The sequence below is a fragment of the Streptomyces sp. NPDC028289 genome (assembly GCF_055565975.1).
This window is the reverse complement of sequence record NZ_JBVHTI010000001.1, coordinates 1,109,607-1,134,815: the sequence shown is the minus strand read 5'-3', so window position 1 is coordinate 1,134,815 and position 25,209 is coordinate 1,109,607. Positions and strand designations below refer to the sequence as shown.

At 73.2% G+C, this 25,209-nt stretch carries 22 protein-coding genes; 17 read left to right on the top strand and 5 right to left on the bottom strand.

Going from position 1 to position 25,209, the window contains the following annotated elements; genetic code table 11:
* Positions 1–68: 68 nt before the first annotated feature.
* Both ACZ4UV_RS04985 and hemW read left to right on the top strand, forming a co-directional pair.
* Positions 69–2,042, top strand: coding sequence for a SpoIIE family protein phosphatase (locus ACZ4UV_RS04985; protein WP_467835844.1), 1,974 nt, complete (start codon positions 69–71; stop codon positions 2,040–2,042).
* A 118-nt stretch (positions 2,043–2,160) separates the two neighbouring features.
* Positions 2,161–3,393: a radical SAM family heme chaperone HemW gene (hemW, locus tag ACZ4UV_RS04980; protein WP_451019988.1), complete on the top strand. Its 1,233-nt coding sequence runs from the start codon at positions 2,161–2,163 to the stop codon at positions 3,391–3,393.
* A gap of 6 nt (positions 3,394–3,399) precedes the next feature.
* On the opposite strand, the gene ACZ4UV_RS04975 is transcribed toward hemW, so the two are convergent.
* Together ACZ4UV_RS04975 and ACZ4UV_RS04970 are read right to left on the bottom strand one after the other, a co-directional pair.
* Positions 3,400–4,215, bottom strand: coding sequence for a DUF3097 domain-containing protein (locus tag ACZ4UV_RS04975; protein ID WP_390040165.1), 816 nt, complete (start codon positions 4,213–4,215; stop codon positions 3,400–3,402).
* A 34-nt stretch (positions 4,216–4,249) separates the two neighbouring features.
* Positions 4,250–4,972 carry an MBL fold metallo-hydrolase gene (locus ACZ4UV_RS04970; protein ID WP_451019989.1) on the bottom strand — a complete coding sequence of 241 codons (723 nt, stop codon included), beginning with the start codon at positions 4,970–4,972 and terminating at the stop codon, positions 4,250–4,252.
* Positions 4,973–5,144: 172 nt separating this feature from the next.
* Between ACZ4UV_RS04970 and hrcA the strand changes: the two genes are divergently transcribed.
* The 10 genes from hrcA to ACZ4UV_RS04920 all read left to right on the top strand — a co-directional run bounded on the left by hrcA (position 5,145) and on the right by ACZ4UV_RS04920 (position 16,357).
* Entirely contained in the window at positions 5,145–6,161 is a 1,017-nt protein-coding gene (hrcA, locus tag ACZ4UV_RS04965) for a heat-inducible transcriptional repressor HrcA (RefSeq protein WP_351490598.1), read from the top strand.
* On the top strand, positions 6,162–7,298 hold the full coding sequence (gene dnaJ / locus ACZ4UV_RS04960) for a molecular chaperone DnaJ (protein ID WP_093503154.1): 1,137 nt from the start codon (positions 6,162–6,164) through the stop codon (positions 7,296–7,298).
* A gap of 418 nt (positions 7,299–7,716) precedes the next feature.
* On the top strand, positions 7,717–8,796 hold the full coding sequence (locus tag ACZ4UV_RS04955; RefSeq protein ID WP_390040171.1) for a nitronate monooxygenase: 1,080 nt from the start codon (positions 7,717–7,719) through the stop codon (positions 8,794–8,796).
* Complete coding sequence (locus ACZ4UV_RS04950; protein WP_451022147.1) at positions 8,793–9,542, top strand: 16S rRNA (uracil(1498)-N(3))-methyltransferase; 750 nt, start codon at positions 8,793–8,795, stop codon at positions 9,540–9,542. Before ACZ4UV_RS04955 ends, ACZ4UV_RS04950 begins: the two co-directional genes overlap by 4 nt.
* Before the next feature lie 31 nt (positions 9,543–9,573).
* Entirely contained in the window at positions 9,574–9,966 is a 393-nt protein-coding gene (locus tag ACZ4UV_RS04945; protein ID WP_451022148.1) for a VOC family protein, read from the top strand.
* 93 nt (positions 9,967–10,059) lie between these two features.
* Positions 10,060–10,623 (top strand): hypothetical protein, encoded by a 564-nt coding sequence (locus ACZ4UV_RS04940; RefSeq protein WP_451022149.1) that lies wholly within the window; start codon positions 10,060–10,062, stop codon positions 10,621–10,623.
* A 46-nt stretch (positions 10,624–10,669) separates the two neighbouring features.
* On the top strand, positions 10,670–13,915 hold the full coding sequence (locus ACZ4UV_RS04935) for a S41 family peptidase (RefSeq protein ID WP_467835840.1): 3,246 nt from the start codon (positions 10,670–10,672) through the stop codon (positions 13,913–13,915).
* 121 nt (positions 13,916–14,036) lie between these two features.
* Positions 14,037–14,390 carry a histidine triad nucleotide-binding protein gene (locus ACZ4UV_RS04930; RefSeq protein WP_093503166.1) on the top strand — a complete coding sequence of 118 codons (354 nt, stop codon included), beginning with the start codon at positions 14,037–14,039 and terminating at the stop codon, positions 14,388–14,390.
* Between the two features lie 6 nt (positions 14,391–14,396).
* Positions 14,397–15,332: a ribonuclease Z gene (locus tag ACZ4UV_RS04925; RefSeq protein WP_390040182.1), complete on the top strand. Its 936-nt coding sequence runs from the start codon at positions 14,397–14,399 to the stop codon at positions 15,330–15,332.
* 20 nt (positions 15,333–15,352) lie between these two features.
* Positions 15,353–16,357 (top strand): adenosine deaminase, encoded by a 1,005-nt coding sequence (locus tag ACZ4UV_RS04920; RefSeq protein ID WP_390040184.1) that lies wholly within the window; start codon positions 15,353–15,355, stop codon positions 16,355–16,357.
* A gap of 132 nt (positions 16,358–16,489) precedes the next feature.
* Here the strand turns inward: ACZ4UV_RS04920 and ACZ4UV_RS04915 are convergent, their stop codons facing one another.
* Both ACZ4UV_RS04915 and ACZ4UV_RS04910 read right to left on the bottom strand, forming a co-directional pair.
* Positions 16,490–17,677: an MFS transporter gene (locus tag ACZ4UV_RS04915; RefSeq protein WP_467835838.1), complete on the bottom strand. Its 1,188-nt coding sequence runs from the start codon at positions 17,675–17,677 to the stop codon at positions 16,490–16,492.
* Between the two features lie 453 nt (positions 17,678–18,130).
* Positions 18,131–18,907, bottom strand: coding sequence for an IclR family transcriptional regulator (locus tag ACZ4UV_RS04910; protein ID WP_390040188.1), 777 nt, complete (start codon positions 18,905–18,907; stop codon positions 18,131–18,133).
* Between the two features lie 107 nt (positions 18,908–19,014).
* On the opposite strand from ACZ4UV_RS04910, the gene ACZ4UV_RS04905 reads away from it, so the two are divergent.
* The 3 genes from ACZ4UV_RS04905 (at position 19,015) to ACZ4UV_RS04895 (ending at position 22,523) form a co-directional block, all read left to right on the top strand.
* Positions 19,015–19,965 carry a 5-dehydro-4-deoxyglucarate dehydratase gene (locus ACZ4UV_RS04905; protein WP_467835836.1) on the top strand — a complete coding sequence of 317 codons (951 nt, stop codon included), beginning with the start codon at positions 19,015–19,017 and terminating at the stop codon, positions 19,963–19,965.
* Positions 19,962–21,251, top strand: a complete 1,290-nt coding sequence (locus ACZ4UV_RS04900) for a glucarate dehydratase family protein (RefSeq protein ID WP_467835835.1) — start codon at positions 19,962–19,964, stop codon at positions 21,249–21,251. Before ACZ4UV_RS04905 ends, ACZ4UV_RS04900 begins: the two co-directional genes overlap by 4 nt.
* Before the next feature lie 96 nt (positions 21,252–21,347).
* Positions 21,348–22,523, top strand: a complete 1,176-nt coding sequence (locus tag ACZ4UV_RS04895; RefSeq protein ID WP_451017335.1) for a carbohydrate kinase family protein — start codon at positions 21,348–21,350, stop codon at positions 22,521–22,523.
* Between the two features lie 157 nt (positions 22,524–22,680).
* Here the strand turns inward: ACZ4UV_RS04895 and ACZ4UV_RS04890 are convergent, their stop codons facing one another.
* On the bottom strand, positions 22,681–23,370 hold the full coding sequence (locus ACZ4UV_RS04890; protein ID WP_390040196.1) for an FAD binding domain-containing protein: 690 nt from the start codon (positions 23,368–23,370) through the stop codon (positions 22,681–22,683).
* A gap of 250 nt (positions 23,371–23,620) precedes the next feature.
* On the opposite strand from ACZ4UV_RS04890, the gene ACZ4UV_RS04885 reads away from it, so the two are divergent.
* Both ACZ4UV_RS04885 and ybeY read left to right on the top strand, forming a co-directional pair.
* The gene (locus ACZ4UV_RS04885; RefSeq protein ID WP_351700445.1) at positions 23,621–24,688 is read left to right on the top strand and encodes a PhoH family protein; all 1,068 of its coding nucleotides are present in this window, start codon (positions 23,621–23,623) and stop codon (positions 24,686–24,688) included.
* A 14-nt stretch (positions 24,689–24,702) separates the two neighbouring features.
* On the top strand, positions 24,703–25,200 hold the full coding sequence (gene ybeY, locus ACZ4UV_RS04880) for an rRNA maturation RNase YbeY (RefSeq protein ID WP_234539372.1): 498 nt from the start codon (positions 24,703–24,705) through the stop codon (positions 25,198–25,200).
* Positions 25,201–25,209: the final 9 nt, after the last annotated feature.

The window sequence follows — 25,209 nt, the reverse complement described above, 5'->3', positions numbered from 1 at the left end:
GCAGTCAGTCTGTCACTCTGTCCGCATCGATCGGGATGTATTCGTCCGAACTGCTCGGGGAGCTGGACATGGGGGCCATACCCACGCAACGGGAGACCGTCTCCCGGGTCCGTGAGGCGCCTGCGCACGACGCGGCGCCCGCGCACGACACCGCGGGCCCGCGTGCGCAGGGGCGCGCGAGCCTGCCCGGAGGCCCCCTCGCGCCCGGTTCCGCCCGCGCCCTGGTGCGCGCCTCCTTCGACGAATGGACCGAGTGCGGGCTCCTCCGCCCGGAGCAGCAGCGGGTCGCCGAGGACGCCATGGTCGTCGTCAGCGAACTCGTCACCAACGCCGTCGTGCACGCCGGTACGGACCTCGAGGTCGACTGGTGGCTGGAGGAGCGGGAGGAGACGGCGTTCGTCGTCGAGGTCACCGACCACCATCCCTCCCGCGCGCCCCGCGACCACCCGGGCGAGACGCCGTACGAGACACCGGAGTTCGGGCGCGGGCTGCGCCTGGTCGCCTCGCTCGCCGAGTCCTGGGGGGTGACGTACCGCACCGGCGCCAAGTCGGTGTGGGCGCGGCTGACCGGCCGCGGCGGCACGCTCCCCGACGAGCAGCAGCTGAAGGTCGCCGAGATCCTCGCCCCCGAACCGCCTCCGCCCCCGCACGCGCACGCGCACGCGGTCGCGGCGGAGCGCGAAGGAGGATGCTCCCACCGCCCCGAGCGCGACCGGGACTGGCTCAACCGGGGCGCGCTGTCCTTCCTCGCCGAGGCCTCCGACCTGCTAGCCGGCCAGCTCGACGAGAATCTGGTGGCCGCGCTCACCGGCCAGCTGATCGTGCCCCGGCTCGCCGACTGGTGCGCGGTGTGGCTGGAGGACGAGGCGACCGTACGCGGCGGGGGCTGGGGCGACCCCGGCGGTGCGGGCGGTGCGGGCGGCCCGCGGCTGGCCCGGGTCTGGCACGGCAGCGAGAACCGCATCGAGGAGCTGCGCCACGCCTTGGAGAAGGACCCGCCGTGCCCGAGCAGCGGCTTACGGTCCGGGCCCGAGTCGTATCCCTGGCCCGGCGCGGCACTCGGCCCGCAGGGCGTGCACGGCTCGGCGCTCGCCTACCGGCTGATCGCGGGCGGCCGCCCGCTCGGCACGCTCGTCATCGGGCGGTCCGGCCCGGACGGCATCCCCGACGAGATCACCGGCCTCGTGGAGGACTTCGGCCGCCGGGTCGCCCTCGCCATCGGCGCGGCCCGCCAGTACGCCCGCCAGGCCACCATCAGCGCCGTCCTGCAGCGCGGTCTGCTGCCCGGCGCGGTCGCCGAGATCCCGGGCGTGCGCAGCGCGCTCGTCTACGAACCGTGCGACAAGGGCGGCCCCAGCGGCGACTTCTACGACCTCTTCCCGGCCGGCGACGGCCGCTGGTGCTTCGCCGTCGGCGACGTCCAGGGCAAGGGCCCCGAGGCCGCCGTCGTCATCGGCCTCGCCCGGCCCTGGCTGCGGCTCCTCGCCCGCGAGGGCTACCGGGTCGCCGACGTCCTCGACCGCCTCAACCAGCTCCTCCTCGACGACGCCACCGAGGCCGCCGACGCCGCCGCCCGCGCCCTGGTCGCCGCCGGCGGCCGCGCCCTGACGCCCGGCGACGGCCCGCAGACCCGTTTCCTCTCCCTTCTCTACGGCGAACTCACCCCCCTCGACGGCGGCGGCATCCGCTGCACCCTCGCCTCCGCCGGGCACCCGCTGCCGCTGCTCCTCGGCCCCGACGGCGAGGTCCGCACCGCCGCCCGCCCGCAGACCCTGCTCGGGGTCGTCGAGGACGAGACCTACACCAGCGAGACCATCGAGCTCGCGCCCGGCGACAGCCTGCTGTGCGTGACCGACGGGGTCACCGAGCGGCGCTCCGGCAGCCGCCAGTTCGACGACGGCGACGGGCTCGCGCGGGCGCTGGCCGGCTGCGCGGGGCTGAACGCCGACCTGATCGCCGAACGCATCAGACGGCTCGTCCACGAGTTCGGCGGCGGACAGCCGGAGGACGACCTGGCGCTGCTCGTCCTCCAGGCGGAGTGACCCGCGTCGCACGGGACAGCCGTCCGGGACTGTCGTAGGAGACGGTCGTACCGGGCAGCCGCACGAGACGGTCGTACGGGACAGCCGTACGAGACTGTCGTACGGGACAATGGAGGACATGCCTTCCGCACTCCCCGACGGCGAGCCCGTCCCCGACGACGGCGCGCTCCCCGCTTCCGCGCTCGCCGGTGCCGCCGCCCGCCCCCTCGGGTTCTACCTGCACGTCCCCTACTGCGCGACCCGCTGCGGCTACTGCGACTTCAACACGTACACGGCGACCGAGCTGCGCGGCACGGGCGGTGTCCTCGCCTCCCGCGACAACTACGCGGACACCCTGATCGACGAAGTCAGGCAGGCCAGGAAGGTCCTCGGCGACGATCCGCGCGAGGTGCGGACCGTGTTCGTCGGCGGTGGTACGCCGACCCTGCTGGCCGCCGCCGATCTCGTACGGATGCTGGGCGCGATCCGGGACGAGTTCGGGCTCGCGGCGGACGCGGAGGTCACGACGGAGGCGAACCCGGAGTCCGTCGGCCCCGCCTACCTGTCGGCCCTGCGCGAGGGCGGTTTCAACCGGATCTCCTTCGGCATGCAGAGCGCACGGCAGCACGTGCTGCGGGTCCTCGACCGCACCCACACCCCCGGGCGTCCCGAGGCGTGCGTCGCGGAGGCCCGCGCGGCCGGCTTCGAGCACGTCAACCTCGACCTGATCTACGGCACCCCGGGCGAGTCCGACGACGACTGGCGGGCCTCGCTGGACGCGGCGATCGGCGCCGGGCCCGACCACGTCTCGGCGTACGCGCTGATCGTCGAGGAGGGCACCCAGCTGGCCCGCCGGATCCGCCGGGGCGAGGTGCCGATGACCGACGACGACGTCCACGCCGACCGGTACCTGATCGCCGACTCGGTGCTGTCGGAGGCGGGCTTCGACTGGTACGAGGTGTCCAACTGGGCCACCTCGGAGGCGGGCCGCTGCCTGCACAACGAGCTGTACTGGCGGGGCGCCGACTGGTGGGGCGCCGGACCGGGGGCGCACTCGCACGTGGGGGGCGTGCGGTGGTGGAACGTCAAGCACCCGGGGGCGTACGCGGCGGCGCTGGCGTCGGGGCGGTCGCCGGGCGCCGGGCGGGAGGTCCTGTCGGACGAGGACCGGCGGGTGGAGCGGATCCTGCTGGAGCTGCGGCTGCGGGAGGGGGCGCCGTTGGCGCTGCTGAAGGAGGAGGGGCTGAAGGCCGCGCGGCGGGCGCTGGGGGAGGGCTTGCTGGAGGAGGGGCCGTATGGCGGGGGGAGGGCCGTGCTGACGCTGCGGGGGCGGTTGCTGGCGGATGCGGTGGTGCGTGATCTGGTGGACTGATCACGGTCAGGCCCCACCGCTGCCCGTGACGAAGTCGATCAGTTCCTCCACCCGGCCCAGCAGCTCCGGCTCCAGGTCCTTGTAGGAGCCCACGCGCGCGAGGATCGCCTGCCACACCGCGCCCGTGCTGTCCGTGGGCCAGCCCAGCGCCCGGCAGACGCCCGTCTTCCAGTCCTGGCCGTGCGGGACGCGGGGCCAGGAGCCGATGCCCAGGGACGACGGCTTCACCGCCTCCCAGATGTCGATGTACGGGTGGCCGACGACCAGGGCGTGGTCGCTGGTGACGGACTGCGCGATGCGCCACTCCTTGGTGCCGGGGAGCAGGTGGTCGACGAGGACGCCGAGGCGGGCGTCGGGACCGGGGGCGAACTCGGCGACGATGGCGGGAAGGTCGTCGACGCCCTCCAGGTACTCCACGACCACGCCCTCGATGCGCAGGTCGTCGCCCCAGACCTTCTCGACCAGTTCCGCGTCGTGGCGGCCCTCCACGTAGATGCGGCCCGCACGGGCGACACGCGCGCGTGCGCCGGGGACGGCGACCGAGCCGGATGCGGTTCGGGAGGGACGTACCGGCCCCCCTGACGTGGGGCGTACGAGGGTGACGACCCGGCCCTCCAGGAGGAAGCCGCGCGGCTCCAGCGGGAAGACGCGGTGCTTGCCGAAGCGGTCCTCCAGGGTGACCGTGCCCGCCTCGCAGCGGATCACCGCGCCGCAGAAACCGGTACCCGGCTCCTCGACCACCAGACCGGGTTCGGCGGCCACCTCGGGCACCGGCTTCGGCTTCTTCCAGGGCGGGGTCAGGTCGGCGGAGTACTGGCGCATTCGGATGACGATAGGAGAAGCCGAACGGGTGCGCCTACGACACGCCGAAACGGGCGGCCAGGGCGTCGCGCTGGGCCCGTACGAACGCCGCGTCGACGACCGCTCCGTGACCGGGGACGTACAGGGCGCGATCACCACCGAGCGAGAGGAGGCGGTCCAGGGCCGCGGGCCAGCGGGACGGTACGGCGTCGGGGCCGGCCTGCGGATCGCCGGACTCCTCCACCAGGTCGCCGCAGAACACCACCTCCGGGTCGCCGGGGACCAGGACGGCGAGGTCGTGGGGGGTGTGGCCGGGGCCCACGTTGGCCAGCAGGGTCTGGCGGCCGTCGCCCAGGTCGAGGGTCCACTCGCCGGAGACCAGGTGGCGCGGGAGCGGGAGGGCGTCGGCCGCCTCCTCGGCCTCCGCGGCCGGCAGGCCGTTGCGGATCGCGTCCCGGCGGAGTTCCTCGCGGTGGTACGCGAGGACGGCCTCCGTGCCCACCGCCGCGTACAGGTCCGCACCCGCGAAGGCGGCCGCGCCGAAGACGTGGTCGAAGTGGGGATGGGTGAGCGCGAGATGGGTCACACGGCGGTCGGCCAGCGCCTGCGCCTCCGTGCGCAACCGCGCGCCCTCCGCCAGGCTCGACCCGGCGTCCACCATCAGGGCCGTGCCCGCGCCCAGGACCAGACCCGCCGTGCAGTCCCAGCCCGGCAGCCGGCACCGGCCGACCCCTTCGGCCACCCGCTCCCAGCCCAGCTCTTCCCAAGTCACCGTCATGCCGCGACGCTAGCCGTAGAACGCCATGGGTCCTGACCGACCTTGCCCAGTCAGTACCCCACGGCCGTACACTGGGCCGGGGATGCTGGCACTCGCGTTCGCAGAGTGCCAGACGAAAGGCCCGAAGGGACCGAAAGGCCGCGGTGACGACTTTCTGGAGGTGTGGCGCCGGATGCTGAGTGAACGCAGGCTTCAGGTGTTGCGCGCCATCGTCCAGGACTATGTCGGCACCGAGGAACCGGTCGGGTCGAAGGCGCTGACCGAACGGCACAACCTCGGGGTCTCCCCGGCGACCGTGCGCAACGACATGGCCGCCCTGGAGGACGAGGGGTTCATCGCCCAGCCGCACACCAGCGCGGGGCGGATCCCCACCGACAAGGGGTACCGGCTGTTCGTGGACAAGCTGGCCGGCGTCAAGCCGATGAGTGCGCCCGAGCGGCGGGCCATCCAGAACTTCCTCGACGGCGCCGTCGACCTCGACGACGTGGTGGCGCGGACCGTTCGGCTGCTGGCCCAGCTGACCCGGCAGGTGGCGGTCGTGCAGTATCCGTCGCTGACGCGGTCGACCGTGCGGCACGTGGAACTGCTCTCCCTCGCGCCGGCCCGGCTGATGCTGGTGCTGATCACCGACACCGGGCGGGTCGAGCAGCGGATGGTCGACTGCCCGGCGCCCTTCGGGGAAACGTCTCTGGCGGACCTGCGGGCGCGGCTGAACAGCCGGGTCGCGGGGCGCCGGTTCTCGGACGTGCCCCGGCTGGTGGAGGACCTGCCGGAAGCGTTCGAGGCCGAGGACCGCGGCACGGTCTCGGCGGTGCTCTCCACCCTGCTGGAGACGCTCGTCGAGGAGAACGAGGAGCGGCTGGTGATCGGCGGCACCGCCAATCTCACCCGCTTCGGACATGACTTTCCCCTCATGATCCGGCCCGTCCTGGAGGCGCTGGAGGAGCATGTCGTGCTCCTCAAGCTCATGGGCGAGGCAGGGGATTCGGGCATGACCGTACGCATCGGTCACGAGAACGCCTACGAGGGACTCAACTCCACGTCCGTGGTGTCGGTCGGCTACGGTTCGGGCGGCGAGGCAGTCGCCAAACTCGGCGTGGTCGGACCGACCCGCATGGATTACCCGGGAACGATGGGAGCGGTACGAGCGGTGGCACGGTACGTCGGACAGATCCTGGCGGAGTCGTAAGTGGCCACGGACTACTACGCCGTTCTCGGCGTGCGCCGCGACGCGTCGCAGGAAGAGATCAAGAAGGCCTTCCGTCGGCTCGCGCGCGAGCTGCACCCGGACGTCAACCCGGATCCGAAGACCCAGGAGCGGTTCAAGGAGATCAACGCCGCTTACGAGGTGCTCTCCGACCCGCAGAAGAAGCAGGTCTACGACCTCGGCGGGGATCCGCTGTCGCAGAGCGGCGGCGCGGGCGCGGGCGGCTTCGGGGCCGGTGGGTTCGGGAACTTCTCGGACATCATGGACGCGTTCTTCGGTACGGCGTCCCAGCGCGGGCCGCGGTCGCGTACGCGGCGCGGCCAGGACGCGATGATCCGGATCGAGGTCGAGCTCGACGAGGCGGCCTTCGGCACGACCAAGGACATCCAGGTCGACACGGCGATCGTCTGCAACACCTGCAACGGTGAGGGCGCGGCGCCGGGCACCTCCGCCCAGACGTGTGACATGTGCCGGGGCCGTGGTGAGGTCTCGCAGGTGACGCGGTCCTTCCTGGGCCAGGTCATGACCTCGCGGCCCTGCCCGCAGTGCCAGGGCTTCGGGACGGTCGTGCCGACGCCGTGCCCGGAGTGCGCGGGTGACGGGCGGGTGCGGTCGCGGCGGACGCTGACCGTGAAGATCCCGGCCGGTGTCGACAACGGCACGCGGATCCAGCTGGCCGGTGAAGGTGAGGTCGGGCCGGGTGGCGGTCCCGCCGGTGACCTGTACGTCGAGATCCACGAGCTGCCGCACTCCACGTTCCAGCGGCGCGGGGACGACCTGCACTGCACGGTGACGATTCCGATGACGGCGGCGTCGCTCGGTACGAAGGTGCCGTTGGAGACGCTGGACGGGCTGGAGGAGGTCGACATCCGGCCGGGCACGCAGTCCGGGCAGTCGATTCCGCTGCACGGGCGTGGGGTCACGCATCTGCGGGGCGGGGGGCGCGGTGATCTCATCGTCCACGTCGAGGTGACGACGCCGACCAAGCTCGATCCCGAGCAGGAGCGGTTGCTGCGGGAGCTGGCGAAGCTGCGCGGGGAGGAGCGGCCGCAGGGGCAGTTCCAGCCCGGTCAGCAAGGGCTGTTCAGCCGGCTGAAGGACGCGTTCAACGGGCGTTGACGGGGTGCCGTGAAGGGGCTCCGCCCCTTCGACCCCGCCAGGGGGCTCCGCCCCCTGGACCCCCGGGACCTATGCCCACCCACCACCCGACTCGGTCCGTCAACAGGTGCGGTCGCCCCTCAACTCGGTCGGTCGAGGGGTGCGGTTGCTCGCCCGGCTCGGTCGGTCGAGGGGTGCGGTTGCTTGCCCGGCTCGGTCGGTCGAGGGGTGCGGTTGCTTGCCCGGCTCGGTCGGTCGAGGGGTGCGGTTGCTCGCCCGGCTCGGTCGGTCGAGAGGTGAGGTCGCTCGCCCGGCTCGGTCGGTCGAGAGGTGAGGTCGCTCGCCCTGGACCGGTCGGGTCGGTGGGGGGAGATTTGTGGCATGTGCCAAAGGGGCGGCCTGATTCGGTCTTGTTCGGAGGACGTGACAACATGCCGTCATGTCCTCCGCACTGACCGATCTCTTCCCTCTTCCGATCGTGCAGGCCCCCATGGCAGGCGGGGTCTCCGTCCCGCAGCTTGCCGCCGCCGTGTCCGAGGCGGGCGGGCTGGGGTTCCTCGCCGCCGGGTACAAGACCGCCGACGGGATGTATCAGGAGATCAAGCAGCTGCGGGGGCTGACCGGCCGTCCCTTCGGTGTGAACGTCTTCATGCCGCAGCCCGAGTACGGCGAGTCCGGTGCCGTGGAGGTCTACGCGCATCAGCTGGCCGGTGAGGCCGCCTGGTACGAGACCGAGCTCGGCGACCCGGACAGCGGCCGGGACGACGGGTACGAGGCCAAGCTGGCCGTGCTGCTGGACAACCCGGTCGCCGCCGTCTCCTTCCACTTCGGCGTGCCGACGCGGGAGGTGCTGGACTCGCTGCGGCGGGCCGGGACGGTCACGCTGGTCACCGCCACCACCGCCGAGGAGGCCCTCGCCGTCGAGCGGGCCGGGGCGGACGCGGTGATCGCCCAGGGCGTGGAGGCCGGCGGACACCAGGGCACCCACCGGGACCTGCCGGAGAACGACGGGTCCGGCATCGGGCTGCTGTCGCTGGTCGCCCAGGTGCGCGAGACCGTGGGCATCCCGGTCGTCGCCGCGGGCGGGATCATGCGCGGCGGCCAGATCGCGGCCGTACTGGCGGCGGGGGCGAGCGCCGCCCAGCTGGGGACGGCCTTCCTCGCCACCCCGGAGTCCGGCGCCGCCGGCCTGCACAAGCAGGCGCTCACCGACCCGCTCTTCACGCGGACCGCGCTGACCCGGGCGTTCTCCGGGCGGCCCGCCCGCGGCCTGGTCAACCGGTTCATGCGCGAGCACGGCCCGTACGCGCCCGCCGCCTACCCGGAGGTCCACCACCTCACCTCCCCGCTGCGCAAGGCCGCCGCCCGGTCCGGGGACGCGCAGGGCATGGCCCTGTGGGCCGGGCAGGGGCACCGGATGGCCCGCGAGCTGCCCGCCGGACAGCTGGTGGAGACCCTCGCGGCCGAACTCGCCGCCGCGTCGACAGCGTTGTCCACCAAGGAGGGGGAGAAGCGATGACCGCCCCCGTCTTCGTCGTCGAGCACTTCCGTACGGACGCCGGCGGACAGTACGTCCTCGACGGGCCCGAGGGACGGCACGCGGTCTCCGTGAAGCGGCTCCAGCCCGGCGAGGAGGTCGTCCTCACCGACGGCGCCGGCCGCTACGCGGTCTGCGACGTGGTGGCCGCCGAGGGCAAGGACCGGCTGGTCGTCCACCTGACGTCGGTCTCGGAGGAGCCGGAGCCGGCTCCGCGCATCACCGTCGTCCAGGCCCTCCCCAAGGGCGACCGCGGCGAGGTCGCCGTGGAGACCATGACCGAGGTCGGCGTCGACGCGATCGTGCCCTGGCAGGCCGCCCGCTGCATCACCCAGTGGAAGGGCGAACGGGGTCTCAAGTCGCTGGCGAAGTGGCGGGCCACCGCCCGCGAGGCCGGCAAGCAGTCCCGCCGGGTGCGGTTCCCGGAGGTCGCGGACGCGGCGACGACCAGGCAGGTTGCGGCACTTCTGGCCAAGGCCGACCTCGCCGCCGTGCTGCATTCCGACTTCGGGCACGGCAGCGAGCCGCTCGCCGCGGCCGAACTGCCCGCCGACGGCGAGATCGTGCTGGTCGTCGGGCCCGAGGGGGGCGTCGCGCGGGACGAGGTGGCGCTGTTCGAGGAGGCGGGTGCGAAGACGTACACCCTGGGGCCTACCGTGATGCGCACGTCGACCGCCGGGACGGCGGCCACGGCCCTGCTGCTGGGCCGCACCGGCCGGTGGTCCTGAACCGACCGCACCACACCCTGGGGAACACGCCGTGGAACTCGCCCAAGTCCGGCTCCTGGTCACCGACTTCGTCGCCTGCTACCGCTTCTACGCCGAAGTGCTCGGACTGAAGCCGCAGTCCGGGGCGAGCGAGGGGCCGTACGAGAAGTTCAGCCCGCACGCCGGATCGGCGGGGATCGGTCTGCAGGACCGGGCGATGATGGCCGCGATACTGGACGAGTTGGGGGACGCGGCGACCGGGCACCGCTCGCTGGTGGTGCTGCGCGTCGACGACCTCGACACCTACTGCGAGCAGATCGTCGGACGGGGGGCGGTCCTCCTGCACGGGCCGGCGGAGATGACGGAACGCATGCGGGTCGCCCATCTCAAGGACCCCGAGGGCAACCTGGTGGAACTGCAGGAGTGGCTGCTGCTGCGCACCTGAGGGACGGTGCACCGGCACGGGTGACCTCTCCGAACACGTGAGTGGCCGTATGCCCCCTACCGCCACCGGTACGACGGTGGCAGGCTGCCCTCCATGGGGGTATTGAGGAGGATTTGGGGCCGGCCGCGCGGGACCAGGGTGGCGGCCGTGGCAGGGCTCGCGGTGCTCGCCGTGGGCGGTGCGGTGGCGTGTCAGCCGAGCGACCTGAACACCGCGACGGTCGCCTACACCACCGACCGGACCGCAACCGCCGAGCTGAAACGCCAGCACGTCGACGTCGACTGGCTCACCTGCACCGGCAACTACGGGTCGTCGGCGGGGACCACGAAGAGCACGAAGACGCCGTCGGCCACCTCGACCACCGTCGTCTCCGTCGACTGCCAGGGCCGGACCACGGACGGCCGGAACATCACCGTCACCGGCCGGGTCACCAAGGCCGTCAGCGGCGCCTGCGTGCGCGGGAGCCTCGTCGCCAAGGTCGGCGGCAAGGAGTGGTTCCGGGTGAACGGGCTGGGCAATTGCGACGCCACGCCCGGGCCGACGTACAGCACCTACCGGCCGCCCACCTACGGACAGCAGCCGGGCCCCACCGTGACCGTCACGAAGACCATCTGGTGCCAGGGCGACCCCAAGTGCTGGCCGGTACAGGGCAAGTGATCGAAATCGGCCACCGGGAACACGCCCCGGTGCATAGTCTGAGCGAGTGACTCAGGGTGCAGCGACAGGACCGCGGTCCTACCTCCGATTTCCCCATGTCCACGGCGATCTGGTCGCCTTCACCGCCGAGGACGACGTGTGGCTCGCGCCCCTGGAGGGCGGCCGGGCCTGGCGGGTCAGCGCCGACAACGTCCCCGTGACGCTGCCGCGCATCTCGCCAGACGGGACCACGGTCGCCTGGACCTCCACCCGCGACGGCGCCCCCGAGATCCACCTCGCCCCCGTCGACGGCGGCCCGTCCACCCGCCTGACGCACTGGGGGAGTTCCCGCACCCAGGTACGCGGCTGGACCGCCGACGGGCAGGTCCTCGCCATCTCCACCCACGGCCAGGCCAGCCTCCGGCGCAGCTGGGCCCACACCGTCCCGCTCGACGGCGGCCCGTCCACCGTCCTGCCGTACGGCCCGGTCGGCCATGTCGCCCCCGGCCCGCACACCGTGCTGCTGTCCGCGCCGATGGGGCGGGAGGCGGCCTGGTGGAAGCGGTACCGGGGCGGTACGGCGGGCAAGCTGTGGATCGACCGGGAGGGTGCCGGCGAGTTCGTACGGCTGCACGCGGAGCTGGACGGGAACCTGGAGTACCCCGTGTGGGCCGGCGACCGGATCGCGTTCCTCTCCGACCACGAGGGCACGGGTGCGCTGTACTCCTCCCTCGCCGACGGCTCCGACCTGCGCCGGCACACCCCCCTTGGGGGCACCTCCCGCTCGAGCGAAGCCGAGAGTGGGGGAGGTTTCTACGCCCGGCACGCGTCCGGCGACGGCACCCGCGTCGTCTACGCCTCGGCCGGTGAACTCTGGCTCCTCGACGACCTGGAGGGCGCCGAGCCGCGCCGCCTGGACATCAGGCTCGGCGGACAGCGGGTGGACCGGCAGCCGTACCCGGTCAACGCGGCCCGCTGGTTCGGCTCGGCCTCGCCCGACCACACCGCGCGCGGCAGCGCCGTCCTGGTGCGCGGCGGCGTGCACTGGGTGACCCACCGGTCCGGCCCGGCGCGGGCCCTCGCGGCCCAGCCCGGGGTGCGGGCCCGGCTGCCCGTCACCTTCCGCGCGGACGCCGAGGAATCGGTGGTGTGGGTGACGGACGCCGAGGGCGACGACGCCCTGGAGTTCGCCCCCGCCACCGGACTCGTGCCCGGCGCCACCCCGCGCCGGATCGCCGCCGGACAGCTCGGCCGGGTCCTGGACCTGGCCGTCGCCCCCGACGGCGGCCGGGTCGCCGTCGCCGCCCACGACGGACGCCTGCTCCTCGTCGAACGCGAGACGGGCGAGGTCCGCGAGGTCGACCGCAGCGAGGACGGCGACGTCTCCGGACTCGCCTTCTCACCCGACTCCGGCTGGCTCGCCTGGTCCCACCCCGGCGCCGGCGGCCTCTGCCAGCTCCGCATAGCCCACACCACCGACCTCACCGTCACCGAGGCGACCCCGCTGCGGTTCCGGGACTACGACCCCGCCTTCACCCGCGACGGCAAACACCTCGCGTTCCTCTCCACCCGCTCCTTCGACCCGGTCTACGACGAGCACGTCTTCGACCTGGCCTTCGTGGTCGGCGACCGCCCGCACCTGATCACCCTGGCGGCCACCACCCCCTCGCCGTTCGGCCCGCAGCGGCACGGCCGTCCCTTCGAGACCCCCGACAAGGACGAGACCCCGGACGCCGAGGGCACTCCCGCCACCCGCATCGACCTGGAGGGCCTCGCCGACCGGATAGTGCCCTTCCCCGTCGAGGCCGGCCGCTACTCCACGCTGCGCGCCGCCAAGGACGGCGTCCTCTGGCTGCGCCACCCGGTCCGCGGCGTCCTCGGCGCCTCCCGCGCCCACCCCGAGGACCCGGCGCCCAAGACCGAGCTGGAGCGCTACGACCTCGCCCAGCAGCGCATCGAGTACCTCGCCTCCGACGCCGACCACTTCGAGGTCAGCGGCGACGGCAAACGCGTCCTGCTCTGGGCCGACGGCAAGCTCAAGGTCGTACCCAGCGACCGCCGCGCCTCGAACGACGACGACAGCGACACCAACATCACCGTCGACCTGTCCCGGGTCCGGCAGACCGTCGACCCGGCCGCCGAGTGGCGGCAGATGTTCGACGAGACCGGCCGCATCATGCGCGACCAGTTCTGGCGGCCCGACCTCGGCGGCGTCGACTGGGACGGCGTCCTCGACCGCTACCGCCCGCTCGTCGACCGCTGCGCCACCCACGACGACCTCGTCGACCTGCTCTGGGAGGTCCAGGGCGAACTCGGCACCTCGCACGCCTACGTCACCCCGCGCGGCGGCCACGGCGGCGGCGCCCGGCAGGGCCTGCTCGGCGCCGACATCTCCCGGCACGCCGACGGCAGCTGGCGCATCGACCGGATCCTGCCCGCCGAGACCTCCGACCCCGGCGCCCGCTCCCCGCTCGCCGCACCCGGCGCCGCGGTACGCCCCGGCGACGCGATCGTGGCCGTCGCCGGCCGCCCCGTCGACCCGGTGACCGGCCCCGGCCCGCTCCTCGTCGGCACGGCCGGCAAGGCGGTCGAACTGACCGTGTCCCCGGCGGGCGGCGGCGAGCTGCGGCACCCGGTCGTCGTCCCGGTCTCCGACGAGGAACCGCTCCGCTACCACGCGTGGGTGGCCGACCGCCGGGCCCACGTCCACGAGCTGTCCGGCGGCCGCCTCGGCTACCTCCACGTCCCCGACATGCAGGCGCCCGGCTGGGCCCAGATCCACCGCGACCTGAACGTGGAGATGGCCCGCGAGGGCATCGTCGTGGACGTCCGCGAGAACCGCGGCGGGCACACCTCCCAACTGGTCGTGGAGAAGCTGGCCCGGCGGATCGTCGGCTGGGACCTGCCGCGCGGCATGCGGCCGCAGAGCTACCCGCGGGACGCGCCCCGCGGACCGGTCGTGGTCGTCGCGAACGAGTTCTCCGGCTCGGACGGCGACATCGTCAACGCGGCGATCAAGGCGCTGGGCATCGGCCCGGTGGTCGGCACCCGCACCTGGGGCGGCGTGATCGGCATCGACAGCCGCTACCGCCTGGTCGACGGCACACTGGTCACCCAGCCGAAGTACGCGTTCTGGCTGGAGGGTTACGGCTGGGGCGTGGAGAACCACGGCGTCGACCCGGACGTGGAGGTCGTCCAGACCCCACAGGACTGGGGGGCGGGGAGGGACCCCCAGCTGGACGAGGCCGTCCGACTCGCGCTGGAGGCACTGGAGGACAGTCCCGCGAAAACCCCGCCGGCCTTGCCGAGCTGAGGGGCGCCGGGGGACCCCCGGCCGAAGGCCGGGGGAGGAACTGCGCGACAAGTCCCCACCGGACCCGCACCCGACGACGATACGATGCCCCCGGAACTGATCACCGGGTCGAGGAGAAGACGTGGCAGGGGAACCCCAGGACGACTGCCTGTTCTGCAAGATCGTCGCAGGCCACGTCCCCGCGACGATCGTCCGGGAGACGGACACCACCGTCGCCTTCCGGGACATCAACCCCCAGGCACCCACCCACGTCCTGGTGATCCCCAAGGTCCACTACAGGAACGCGGCCGAGCTCGCCGCAGGCGAACCCGCCGTGGCCGCCGACATACTGCGCGAGGCGCAGGCCGTCGCCGACGAGGACAAGCTGGAGAGCTACCGGCTCGTCTTCAACACCGGCAGCGGCGCCGGCCAGACCGTCTGGCACGCCCACGCCCACGTCATCGGCGGCCGCGGCCTGCAGTGGCCGCCCGGATAGCCAGCCGTGTCCGTACGTGAACTGGTGGTCCTCGGCACCGCCAGCCAGGTCCCCACCCGGCACCGCAACCACAACGGCTACCTGCTGCGCTGGGACGGCGAGGGCATCCTCTTCGACCCCGGCGAGGGCACCCAGCGGCAGATGCTGCGGGCCGGGGTCGCCGCCCACGACCTGAACCGGATCTGCGTCACCCACTTCCACGGCGACCACTCCCTCGGCCTCTCCGGCGTCATCCAGCGCATCAACCTCGACCAGGTCCCGCACCCGGTCACCGCGCACTACCCGAAGTCCGGGCAGCGCTTCTTCGACCGGCTCCGGTACGCCACCGCCTACCGCGAGACCGTCGGCATCACCGAGGCCCCGGTCGACGGAGAGGGCGGCGACCTCGCCGTCACGCGGTCGTACCGGCTTCAGGCCCGCAGGCTCTCCCACCCCGTCGAGTCGTACGGCTACCGGCTCACCGAGCCCGACGGCCGCCGCATGCTGCCCGAACGGCTGGCCGCGTACGGCATCACCGGCCCCGACGTCGGCCGGATCCAGCGCGAGGGCGTCCTCGGGGACGTCACGATCGACGAGGTCAGCGAGGTGCGCCGCGGTCAGCGGTTCGCGTTCGTGATGGACACCAGGCTCTGCGACGGCGTGCACGCGCTGGCCGAGGACTGCGACATGCTCGTCATCGAGTCGACGTTCCTCGACGAGGACGCCCGGCTGGCCGCGGACCACGGCCACCTGACCGCCGGTCAGGCGGCGGCCGTCGCCCGCGACGCGGGGGTACGGCACCTCGTGCTGACCCACTTCAGCCAGCGCTACTCCGAACCTGGGGGCACCTCCCGGACGGAGTCTGGGGGAGACTTCGAACGGCAGGCGCGGGCCGTCGGCTACGAGGGCGAACTGACCGTCGCCCACGACCTGCTCCGAGTGCCGGTCCCGAAGCGCAGGTGAAGCGGCCGTACCATGCTCTGATGCCCCTCCCCAAAGCAGAACTGCACCTCCACATCGAAGGCACCCTGGAGCCCGAGCTGGCGTTCCTGCTGGCCGCGCGCAACGGCGTCGAGCTGCCCTACGCGGACACCGACGCGCTGCGCAAGGCCTACCAGTTCGAGGACCTGCAGTCCTTCCTGAACCTCTACTACGAGCTCATGGCCGTCCTGCGCACCGAGCAGGACTTCGACGACCTCGCCGACGCGTACCTCTCGCGGGCCGCCGCGCAGGGCGTGCGGCACGCCGAGATCTTCTTCGACCCGCAGGCGCACCTCGCGCGGGGCGTGGACATGGGGACGGTCGTCGAGGGCCTGTGGCGGGCGCTCGGCCGGAGCGCCGAGAGCCACCGGATCTCCACCCGCCTGATCATGTGCTTCCTGCGGGACGAGTCCGCGGAGTCGGCGATGGCGACGCTGGAGGCGGCGAAGCCGTACCTCGACCGGATCACCGGTATCGGGCTCGACTCCGCGGAGGTCGGGCATCCGCCGGCCAAGTTCCGCGAGGTGTACGAGGCGGCGGCCGGGCTGGGGCTGCGGCGGGTGGCCCACGCGGGTGAGGAGGGGCCGCCGGAATACATCACCGAGGCGCTGGACGTGCTCGGCGTCGAGCGCGTCGACCACGGGCTGCGCTGCATGGAGGACCCGGAGCTGGTGGCGCGTCTGGTGCGGGAGCGGATCCCGCTGACGCTGTGCCCGCTGTCGAACGTCCGGCTGCGCGCGGTCGACGTGCTCGCCGAACACCCGCTTCCGGCCATGATCGACGCCGGGCTGCTGTGCACGGTCAACTCCGACGACCCCGCCTACTTCGGCGGTTACGTCGCCGACAACTACCACGCCGTGCGCGACACCCTGGGCCTGTCCAGGGAGCAGATGCGGGGACTGGCCCGCAACTCCTTCCTCGCGTCCTTCCTCGAGGACGACGAGGAGCTGCGGGCCCGCTACCTCGCCGAGGTCGACGCCTACGAGTTCGGGCAGGCCCACGGCTGAGCGGTTCGCTTCGCCGGAAGCGCCGCGATGTGCCGTCTGCCGTCTGCGGCGCCGTCGTGGCTGGTCGCGCAGTTCCTTCCCCAGCCCCCCCGCCGGGGGGTACCCCCAGCGCCCCTTCGGGGGCGCTGCTGCTCAGGCCGCGACGTCCAGTCGTACGGTCGTGCCGTCGGTGAGTGCCGGGCCGGTCGTGACGGTGGTGGTCCTGCGTCGCAGTGCCACCGCCGTCAGCGGTACCGCGACCGCCAGCAGGCCCACCGCGAGGACCGTTCCCATCGCCGGGAATCCGGCCCGCGCCGCCAGCAGGCTGCCGGTCATCGGGCCGACGGCCGTCCCCAGCGACGACGCCGACCCGACCAGCACCGCCCAGCGGCCCCGCGGGTCGAGGGCGGCGGCGAGCCCGATGAGGTACGACAGGACGACCGGGTAGAGCAGGTTCCAGGCGATCTCGCCGGACGCGAACGTCGTCAGGTCGGTGGCGGACGCGCTGAGCGCGATGCAGCCCGCGATCAGCACGGTGCCCAGACCGATGGGCAGGGCCTGCCCGAGCCGCGGGCCGAGGGCGCCCGCGCCGACCACGCCGAGCAGGCCGGTGCCGAGCGCCACCGCGAACACCGCGCCGACGGTCGCCTCGCCGAGGTGCGCCTGCGTCAGGCCGATCCGGCCGCTGACGCCCCACAGCGAGTTCTGCGCGGCCGACCAGCACGGCATCGCGGCGGCCAGCAGCAGGCCCGAACGGAGGTGGGGGAGCCGGGAGCCGGTGGCGGTGCGGGGGACGGCCGGGGCGGTGCGGGGGGACAGCCGGGCGGTGAGCGGCCAGACCGCGAGCGCGGTGAGCGCGATCGCGGCGAGGGGCTGCGCGTGGCCGGGGCCGAGGTGCGGGACCGTCAGGTAGACGGCACCCGCGAGGGCGGAGACGCCGAGGAGGCCGAGGGTGGTGGTGCGGTGGGGGTCGCGCTGTGCGGCGATGCCGGTGGCGGCGACGGCGGTGACCGTGCCGGAGCCGAAGCCGCCGACGACGGCGCCGGCGACGACCGCGGGGACGGCGGCGGTCAGGGCGGCGCCGCCGTAGCCGAGAACCGCGAGCAGGAGGCCGAGGCGGGCGAGCGTGCGGGGGCCGATGCGGTCGACCCGGGACGCGAGGAGGAAGCCGGCCGCCGCCGAACTCAGCAGCAGGGCACTGCCGACGGCGCCTGCCTGGGTTGCGGAGAGGGGGAGCCCCGATTCGAGCCGGCCGACGGTGGTCGGGAGGAGGTACGGGGCGAGGTACCCGGCCGTGAAAAGGGCGACGAGGGGCCAGGGGGTGGTGCGGGGGGCGGACACGGGCGTTCCCAGGGCATGCGAAAGGAGCGGCTCAAGAAGGGGGTTGGGCGCAGGCCGTCGAGGGACAGGAACGCGCGGGGAATTTGTATCAAGTGGGGGGAAGGAGCAGAAGGGTGGGGGGTGTGATGTGGGGCACGGTGTGGTTTTGGATGTGGGGAGGAGGGTAGGAGCGCCGCGCGCCGTGGGGGGTCGGTGGAGCGGCGGGTGCGGGTGCGATGGCTGGTCGCGCAGTTCCTCCCCCAGCCTTCGGCCGGGGGTACCCCCAGCGCCCCTGACGGGGCGCTGCCCAGCCGTTTCCCTCAAGAGCCCACCCGTGCCGCCCCAGCGGCAGGACTGCCCGCGGCTGGAAAGGAGCGCCGACTGTAGCGCCCTTCAGGGGCGCGAGGAACTGCGCGACCAGCCCCCACCGGCCCGCACCCGGCTACGAACCGGCCCCCCGGCCCCCCGGGCCGCTCAGCGCCAGTTGACCGTGCCGCCTGTCGTCGCTGATTCGATCCGCGTGCGGATTTCCTGCATCACGGCCACGATCCGGTCCTCGTGCTCCGGCGTGAGGCGGGCCACCGGTACCGAGCAGCTGATGGCGTCCTGGGCCGGGATGTCGTAGCGCAGGGCGAAGCCGTAGCCGGCGATGCCCAGGACGCCTTCCTCGCGGTCGATCGAGTAGCCGCGGGCGCGGACCCCGGCCAGGTCGGCGGAGAGCGCGTCCGGGGTGGTGTGGGTGTGGGGGGTGAGGGGCCGGTAAGGGCCCGCGGGGAGCTCGGCGTCCGGGCGTTCCGCCAGCAGTGCCTTGCCGAGTGCGCCCGCGTGGGCCGGGAGGCGGCGGCCCACCCTGCTGATCGTGCGCAGGTACTCGTGGGACTCGCGGGTCGCCAGGTACGCCACGTCCGGGCCGTCCAGGCGGGCCAGGTGGATCGTCTCGCCGAGCGCCTCCGAGGCCTCGTCGAGGTAGGGGCGTACGAGGCGGACGCGCGGGTCGGAGTCGAGGTAGCTGGTGCCGGTCAGCAGGGTGCGGATGCCGATGCCGTAGAGGGAGCCGGTGGTGTCGGTGCGCACCCAGCCCCGGGCGATCAGCGTCTGGAGCAGGGCGTACATCGAGCTGCGCGGGACGCCGAGGCCGTCCGCCAGTTCCTGGAGGCGGGCCGGTCGGTCGCCGCGGGCGGCGAGGAGCTCCAGCAGCTCCACGGTGCGCGCCGCGGACTTCACCTCGCGGACCCCTGCTGTCTCGGACATGTGCAGATCGTAGGGGGCGGGGGTGGTGTGCGCCGTTGACGGGATGCGTTCGCATATCTAGTCTCTGTCTTCATACGTAGATGTCGTCTACATGGGGAGATCGAGAGATGAGTGCGGTGGCCGGACGGCCCGAGCATGTGGCGCGGAGGCTGCGGGAGGGGATGGCGGGCGGGGTGCTGTCGTTCCCGCTCACCTCGTTCCGCGCCGACGGCTCCCTCGACGTGGACGGGTTCCGGGCGTACGTGGCGGGGCAGCTGGCCGTCGGTCCCGGCGCCCTCTTCCCGGCCTGCGGGACCGGGGAGTTCTTCTCGCTGGACGAGGAGGAGTACCGGCACGTCGTGCGCGTGACCGTCGAGGAGGCCGGTGGGCGGGTGCCCGTGGTCGCCGGGGTGGGGTACGGCTGGGCCCAGGCCGTCCGGTTCGCGCGCATCGCGGAGGAGGCCGGGGCCGACGCCCTGCTCGTGCTGCCGCACTACCTCGTCGCCGCACCGCAGGACGGACTCGTCGCCCAGGTCGAGGCGATCGCGGGCCGGACCGGGCTGCCGCTCGTCGTCTACCAGCGCGGCCAGGTCACGTACACCGCCGAGTCGTTGGCGCGGATCGCCGCACTCCCCGGCGTCATCGGCCTCAAGGACGGGCACAGCGACCTCGACCGGCTCCAGCGGCTCACCCTCGCCGCCCCCGACGGCTTCCTCTTCTTCAACGGCGCCGCCACCGCCGAGATCCAGGCCCGCGCCTACGCGACGGTCGGCGTCCCCGCCTACTCCTCCGCCGTGCACGCCTTCGCCCCGGAGATCGCCGACGCCTTCTTCGCCGCCCTCCGCGACGGTGAGCAGGGCACCGTCGACAAGCTGCTGCGCGACTTCTACGTGCCGTTCGTCGAACTGCGCGACCGGGCGCCCGGCTACGCGGTGTCACTGGTGAAGGCGGCGGCCCGGCTGCGCGGCCGGCCGGTGGGCCCCGTGCGCGCCCCGCTCACCGACCCCTCGGCCTGCGACCTCGCCGACCTCGAGGCCCTGCTCGGCACCGGCCTCGACCTCGTGGGAGCGTCCCGGTGAACCTCACGATCACCGACGTCCGCCTCACGCCGGTCCTCGTCGCCGACCCGCCGCTGCTGAACACGCAGGGCGTGCACCAGCCGTACACGCCCCGGCTGATCGTGGAGGTGGAGACCGCGGACGGGGTGGTCGGGGTCGGGGAGACCTACGGGGACACCAAGTACCTGGAGCTGGCCCGGCCGTTGGCGGAGAGACTGCGCGGGCGGCAGGCCGGTGACCTGAACGGGCTGTCCGGTGTCGCCGACGAGGTCGCCGTGGACGCGGGCCGGGTGGCCGGCCAGGCCGACGTCGGCGGGCTGCGGGGCGTCCAGACCGCCGAGAAGCTGAGGCTGTCCGTCGTCTCCGGGTTCGAGGTCGCCTGCCTGGACGCCCTCGGCAAGGCGCTCGGACTGCCGGTGCACGCACTGCTCGGCGGGAAGGTGCGCGACTCGGTCGAGTACAGCGCGTACCTCTTCTACAAGTGGGCCGCGCACCCGGCGGGCGTACCCGCGGAACCCGACGACTGGGGAGCCGCACTCGACCCGGCCGGGGTCGTGGCGCAGGCCCGCCGCTTCACCGAGCGGTACGGGTTCACCTCCTTCAAGCTCAAGGGCGGGGTCTTCCCGCCCGAGCAGGAGATCGCGGCCGTCCGCGCGCTGGCCGAGGCGTTCCCCGGGCACCCGCTGCGGCTGGACCCCAACGGCGCCTGGTCGGTGGAGACCTCGCTGAAGGTGGCGAGGGAACTGGGCGACGTCCTCGAGTACCTGGAGGACCCGGCCCTCGGCACCCCGGCGATGGCGGACGTGGCGGCGGGCACGGACGTCCCGCTCGCGACCAACATGTGCGTGACGACCTTCGGCGAGATCGCAGAGGCGTTCACGCGCGGGGCCGTGCAGGTCGTCCTCTCCGACCACCACTACTGGGGCGGGCTGCGCAGCACCCGGGAACTGGCCGCCGTCTGCCGGACCTTCGGCGTCGGCGTCTCCATGCACTCCAACACCCACCTCGGGATCAGCCTCGCCGCGATGACCCACGTGGCCGCGACCGTCCCGGACCTCCACCATGCCTGCGACACCCACTACCCCTGGCAGTCCGAGGACGTCCTCACCGAACGCCTAGCCTTCGACGGCGGCCGGATCACCGTCTCCGACGCGCCGGGACTGGGCGTCGAGCTGGACCGGGAGCAGGTACGACGGCTGCACCGGCGGTGGCTCGACGACGAGGGGACGCTCCGCGACCGTGACGACGCGGCGGCGATGCGGGCGGCCGAGCCGGGCTGGACGGCACCGGCCGTGCCCCGCTGGTAGGCGCCGCCCGATCGGGCGGTCGTACGGCGGGAACGGCCGCCGCTGCCGTGACATGGTGCACACTGGCCGGACCCGCACCACGTCAGGGAGCGCACCGTGACCGCGTCCAACGCGTTCGCCGGAGAGGAACCGGAGTACCTCGACGACGACAGAGGAGCAACAACACCGCACTGCGCCGCGCAGGTCGACCCGCTGGCCGCCCTGCGCACGCCGGACGATCCGCCCTGGGACGTCTACCTCACCGGCACCGTCTTCCTCGACATCGTCTTCACCGGCCTCGACACCGCCCCGGTGCGCGGCACCGAGTCCTGGGCCCGGGGCATGGGCTCCAGTCCCGGCGGCGTCGCCAACATGGCCACCGCCCTCGCCCGCCTCGGCCTGAAGACCTCCCTCGCGGCCGCCTTCGGCGACGACCACTACGGCGAGTACTGCTGGGACACGCTCGCCCAGGGCGAGGGCATCGACCTCTCCCCGTCCCGGACCGTGCCCGGCTGGCACTCGCCGGTCACCGTCTCCATGGCGTACGAGGGGGAGCGGACCATGGTCTCGCACGGGCACGAGCCGCCCGCCGACCTGCTGTTCCGCCAGCAGAACGCACCCGGCCACCCGGCCCACGCACGCGCCGCCGTCGCCTCCCTCACGCCCGGCAAACGCAATCCCTGGATCGCCAGGGCGGCCGCCGAGGGGACCCGGATCTTCGCCGACGTCGGCTGGGACGACACGGGCGCGTGGGACCTCGCGGGCCTCGCCGACCTGGAGCACTGCGAGGCGTTCCTGCCCAACGCGGAGGAGGCGCGGCGGTACACCGGCGAGGACTGCCCGCGGGCCGCCGCGCACGCCCTCACCGCGTACGTGCCGCTCGCCGTCGTGACCCTCGGGTCGGAGGGCGCCTATGCCGTCGACGGGCGTACCGGCGAGTCCGCGGAGGTGCCGGCGATCGCCGTGGAGGCCCTCGACCCGACCGGCGCGGGCGACGTCTTCGTCGCCGGGTTCGTCACCGGAACGCTCGCGGACTGGCCGCTGGCCGACCGTCTCGCCTTCGCGGGCCTCACGGCGGCGCTGTCCGTCCAGGAGTTCGGCGGCTCCCTGTCCGCTCCCGGGTGGTCGGAGATCGGGGCGTGGTGGCGCAAGGTCCAGTCGGTGGCGGGGCAGGACCCGGCCGCGCTGCGACGGTACGCGTTCCTGGAGGGCCTGGTGCCGGAGGAGGACCAGGTGCGGCCGTGGCCCCTGCGGAGGGCTGTGCCGACGATCGGGTTCGGGCGGGCGGGGTGACGTTCGCGGGTGCGGGTGCGGGTGCGGGTGTGTGGGGGCGGGGGGTTTCGCTTACCGGCGCTGGCAGGGTTCCTCCCCCGGCCTTCGGCCGGGGGAGGAACTGCGCGATCAGCCCCCACCGGCCCGCGGCCGACGACGAAACCGGTGCGGCCTCGGCCTACTCTCCCCGCACCCTGGCAACCTGCCGGCGCACCAGCGACCGCCCCGCCTCCGACACCCCGGACAACGCCCCGGCGAACAGCTCCTCCACCCCGCCCCCGTCGGCCCCCGCACACCCGCTGCTCACCACGTACCGCTCCCGCACCGCCACCCGCAGCACACCCTCCGTGTCCACCGCGGCCGCGGCGATCGTCGGCACCTCCCCGCCCGCCGGGTCGGCCACCTTCGCGTACGCCCCGGCCACCGGCTCCCGCCAGCGCAGCGAAAGCAGCACCGGGGACTTTGCCTGCACCTCGGCGAGGTCCGTTTCGTACACTCCGTCCGCCGTGAGCACCTCGGCCCGCGCGTCCAGCGCCAGCGCCGCCGGCAGCAGGTCCCGCAGGGTGGACCCGGCGACGTTCCCGCCCACCGTCGCCGCCCGGCGCACCGCCCCCGTGCCGACGCCCTTCGCCGCCTGCCGCAGCATCTCCGGAACCCGGTCGTCCACCTGACCCAGCAGCACCGCGCCGCCCAGCACCCCGTTCCCCATGGCCGTCGCCTCCGGTACCTTCCGCAGGGACACCGCCTGTTCCGGGAAGCCGTCCCGCTGCCACGCGGCCCATATCAGGGTCGCCCCGCCGACGGGTATCGCCCCCTCGGCCAGGCAGTCGCGGGCCTCGGACACCGACGTGGGCAGACGCAGCAGCACGGCTACCTGCTTTCTGTGCGGACACGTGGCGTGGAGCGAACGCGGCCCCCGGCCACGTGAGGGCAGTGACGGCCCGATCCTGCCCCGGCGTGCGGGAGCGCATCCAGGGCTCACGGCCGCACCGGGGGCGCCTTCCCCTGTGAAAAGGCCTACGGCGATGTCAGCCCCGCGTCGTACGCTTGATACCGCGAGGCCGCCCTCAGCTACGCGGCCGTGACGAGGAGGAACCGCAGGCCTTAAGCGCCGGCCCATGACTCAGACACCCACAGCTCACACTCCCGCGCAGCAGCAGGCCCGAGCTCAGTTCGAGGTTCCCGCCCAGCACCCCATGGTCACCGTGCTGGGATCCGGCGACTCCCTGCTGCGCGTGATCGAGAAGGCCTTCCCGGCGGCCGACATCCACGTCCGGGGCAACGAGATCAGCGCGGTCGGCGATGCCCGTGAAGTCGCCCTCATACAGCGCCTGTTCGACGAGATGATGCTGGTGCTCCGCACCGGGCAGCCGATGACGGAGGACGCAGTGGAACGCTCGATCGCCATGCTGCGGGCGAGCGAGAACGGGGAGGGCCCGGAGGAGACCCCGGCCCAGGTTCTGACGCAGAACATCCTGTCCTCGCGCGGCCGCACCATCCGCCCCAAGACCCTCAACCAGAAGCGGTACGTCGACGCGATCGACAAGCACACGATCGTCTTCGGTATCGGGCCCGCGGGCACCGGCAAGACCTACCTGGCCATGGCCAAGGCGGTGCAGGCCCTGCAGTCCAAGCAGGTCAACCGCATCATCCTGACCCGGCCGGCGGTCGAGGCGGGCGAGCGGCTCGGCTTCCTGCCGGGCACCCTCTACGAGAAGATCGACCCGTACCTGCGCCCGCTGTACGACGCGCTGCACGACATGCTCGACCCCGACTCGATCCCGCGGCTGATGGCGGCCGGGACGATCGAGGTCGCGCCGCTCGCGTACATGCGCGGCCGTACCCTGAACGACGCCTTCATCATCCTCGACGAGGCCCAGAACACCTCGCCCGAGCAGATGAAGATGTTCCTCACCCGGCTCGGCTTCGAGTCGAAGATCGTGATCACCGGTGACGTGACGCAGGTCGACCTGCCCAACGGCACCAAGTCCGGTCTGCGCCAGGTGCAGGACATCCTGGACGGCGTGGACGACGTGCACTTCTCCCGGCTGACGTCCCACGATGTCGTACGGCACAAGCTGGTGGGCCGTATCGTCGACGCGTACGAGAAGTACGACAGCACGCACGGCACGGAGAACGGCACGCACAAGGGCGGCCGCTCGAAGTCCGCGCACAAGGGGAAGTAGACAAGCACAGCGCCATGTCGATCGACGTCAACAACGAGTCCGGAACCGAGGTCGACGAGCAGGCGATCCTCGACATCGCCCGCTACGCGCTCGCACGGATGCGCATCCACCCGCTCTCCGAGCTCTCGGTGATCGTCGTGGACGCCGACGCCATGGAGCAGCTGCACATCCAGTGGATGGACCTGCCGGGTCCGACGGATGTCATGTCGTTCCCGATGGACGAGCTGCGGCCGCCGTCGAAGGACGAGGACGAGCCGCCGCAGGGGCTGCTCGGCGACATCGTGCTCTGCCCGGAGGTCGCCGCCAAGCAGGGGGCCGAGGCCGAGACCCAGCACTCCATGGACGAGGAGCTCCAGCTGCTCACCGTCCATGGCGTGCTGCACCTGCTCGGCTACGACCACGAGGAGCCCGACGAGAAGGCCGAGATGTTCGGCCTGCAGGCGGCCATCGTGGACGGCTGGCGTGCGGAGCAGGGCCTGACCGGGCCCTCGCCGGCGCCGACGGTCTCGTAGGCGGGCGGG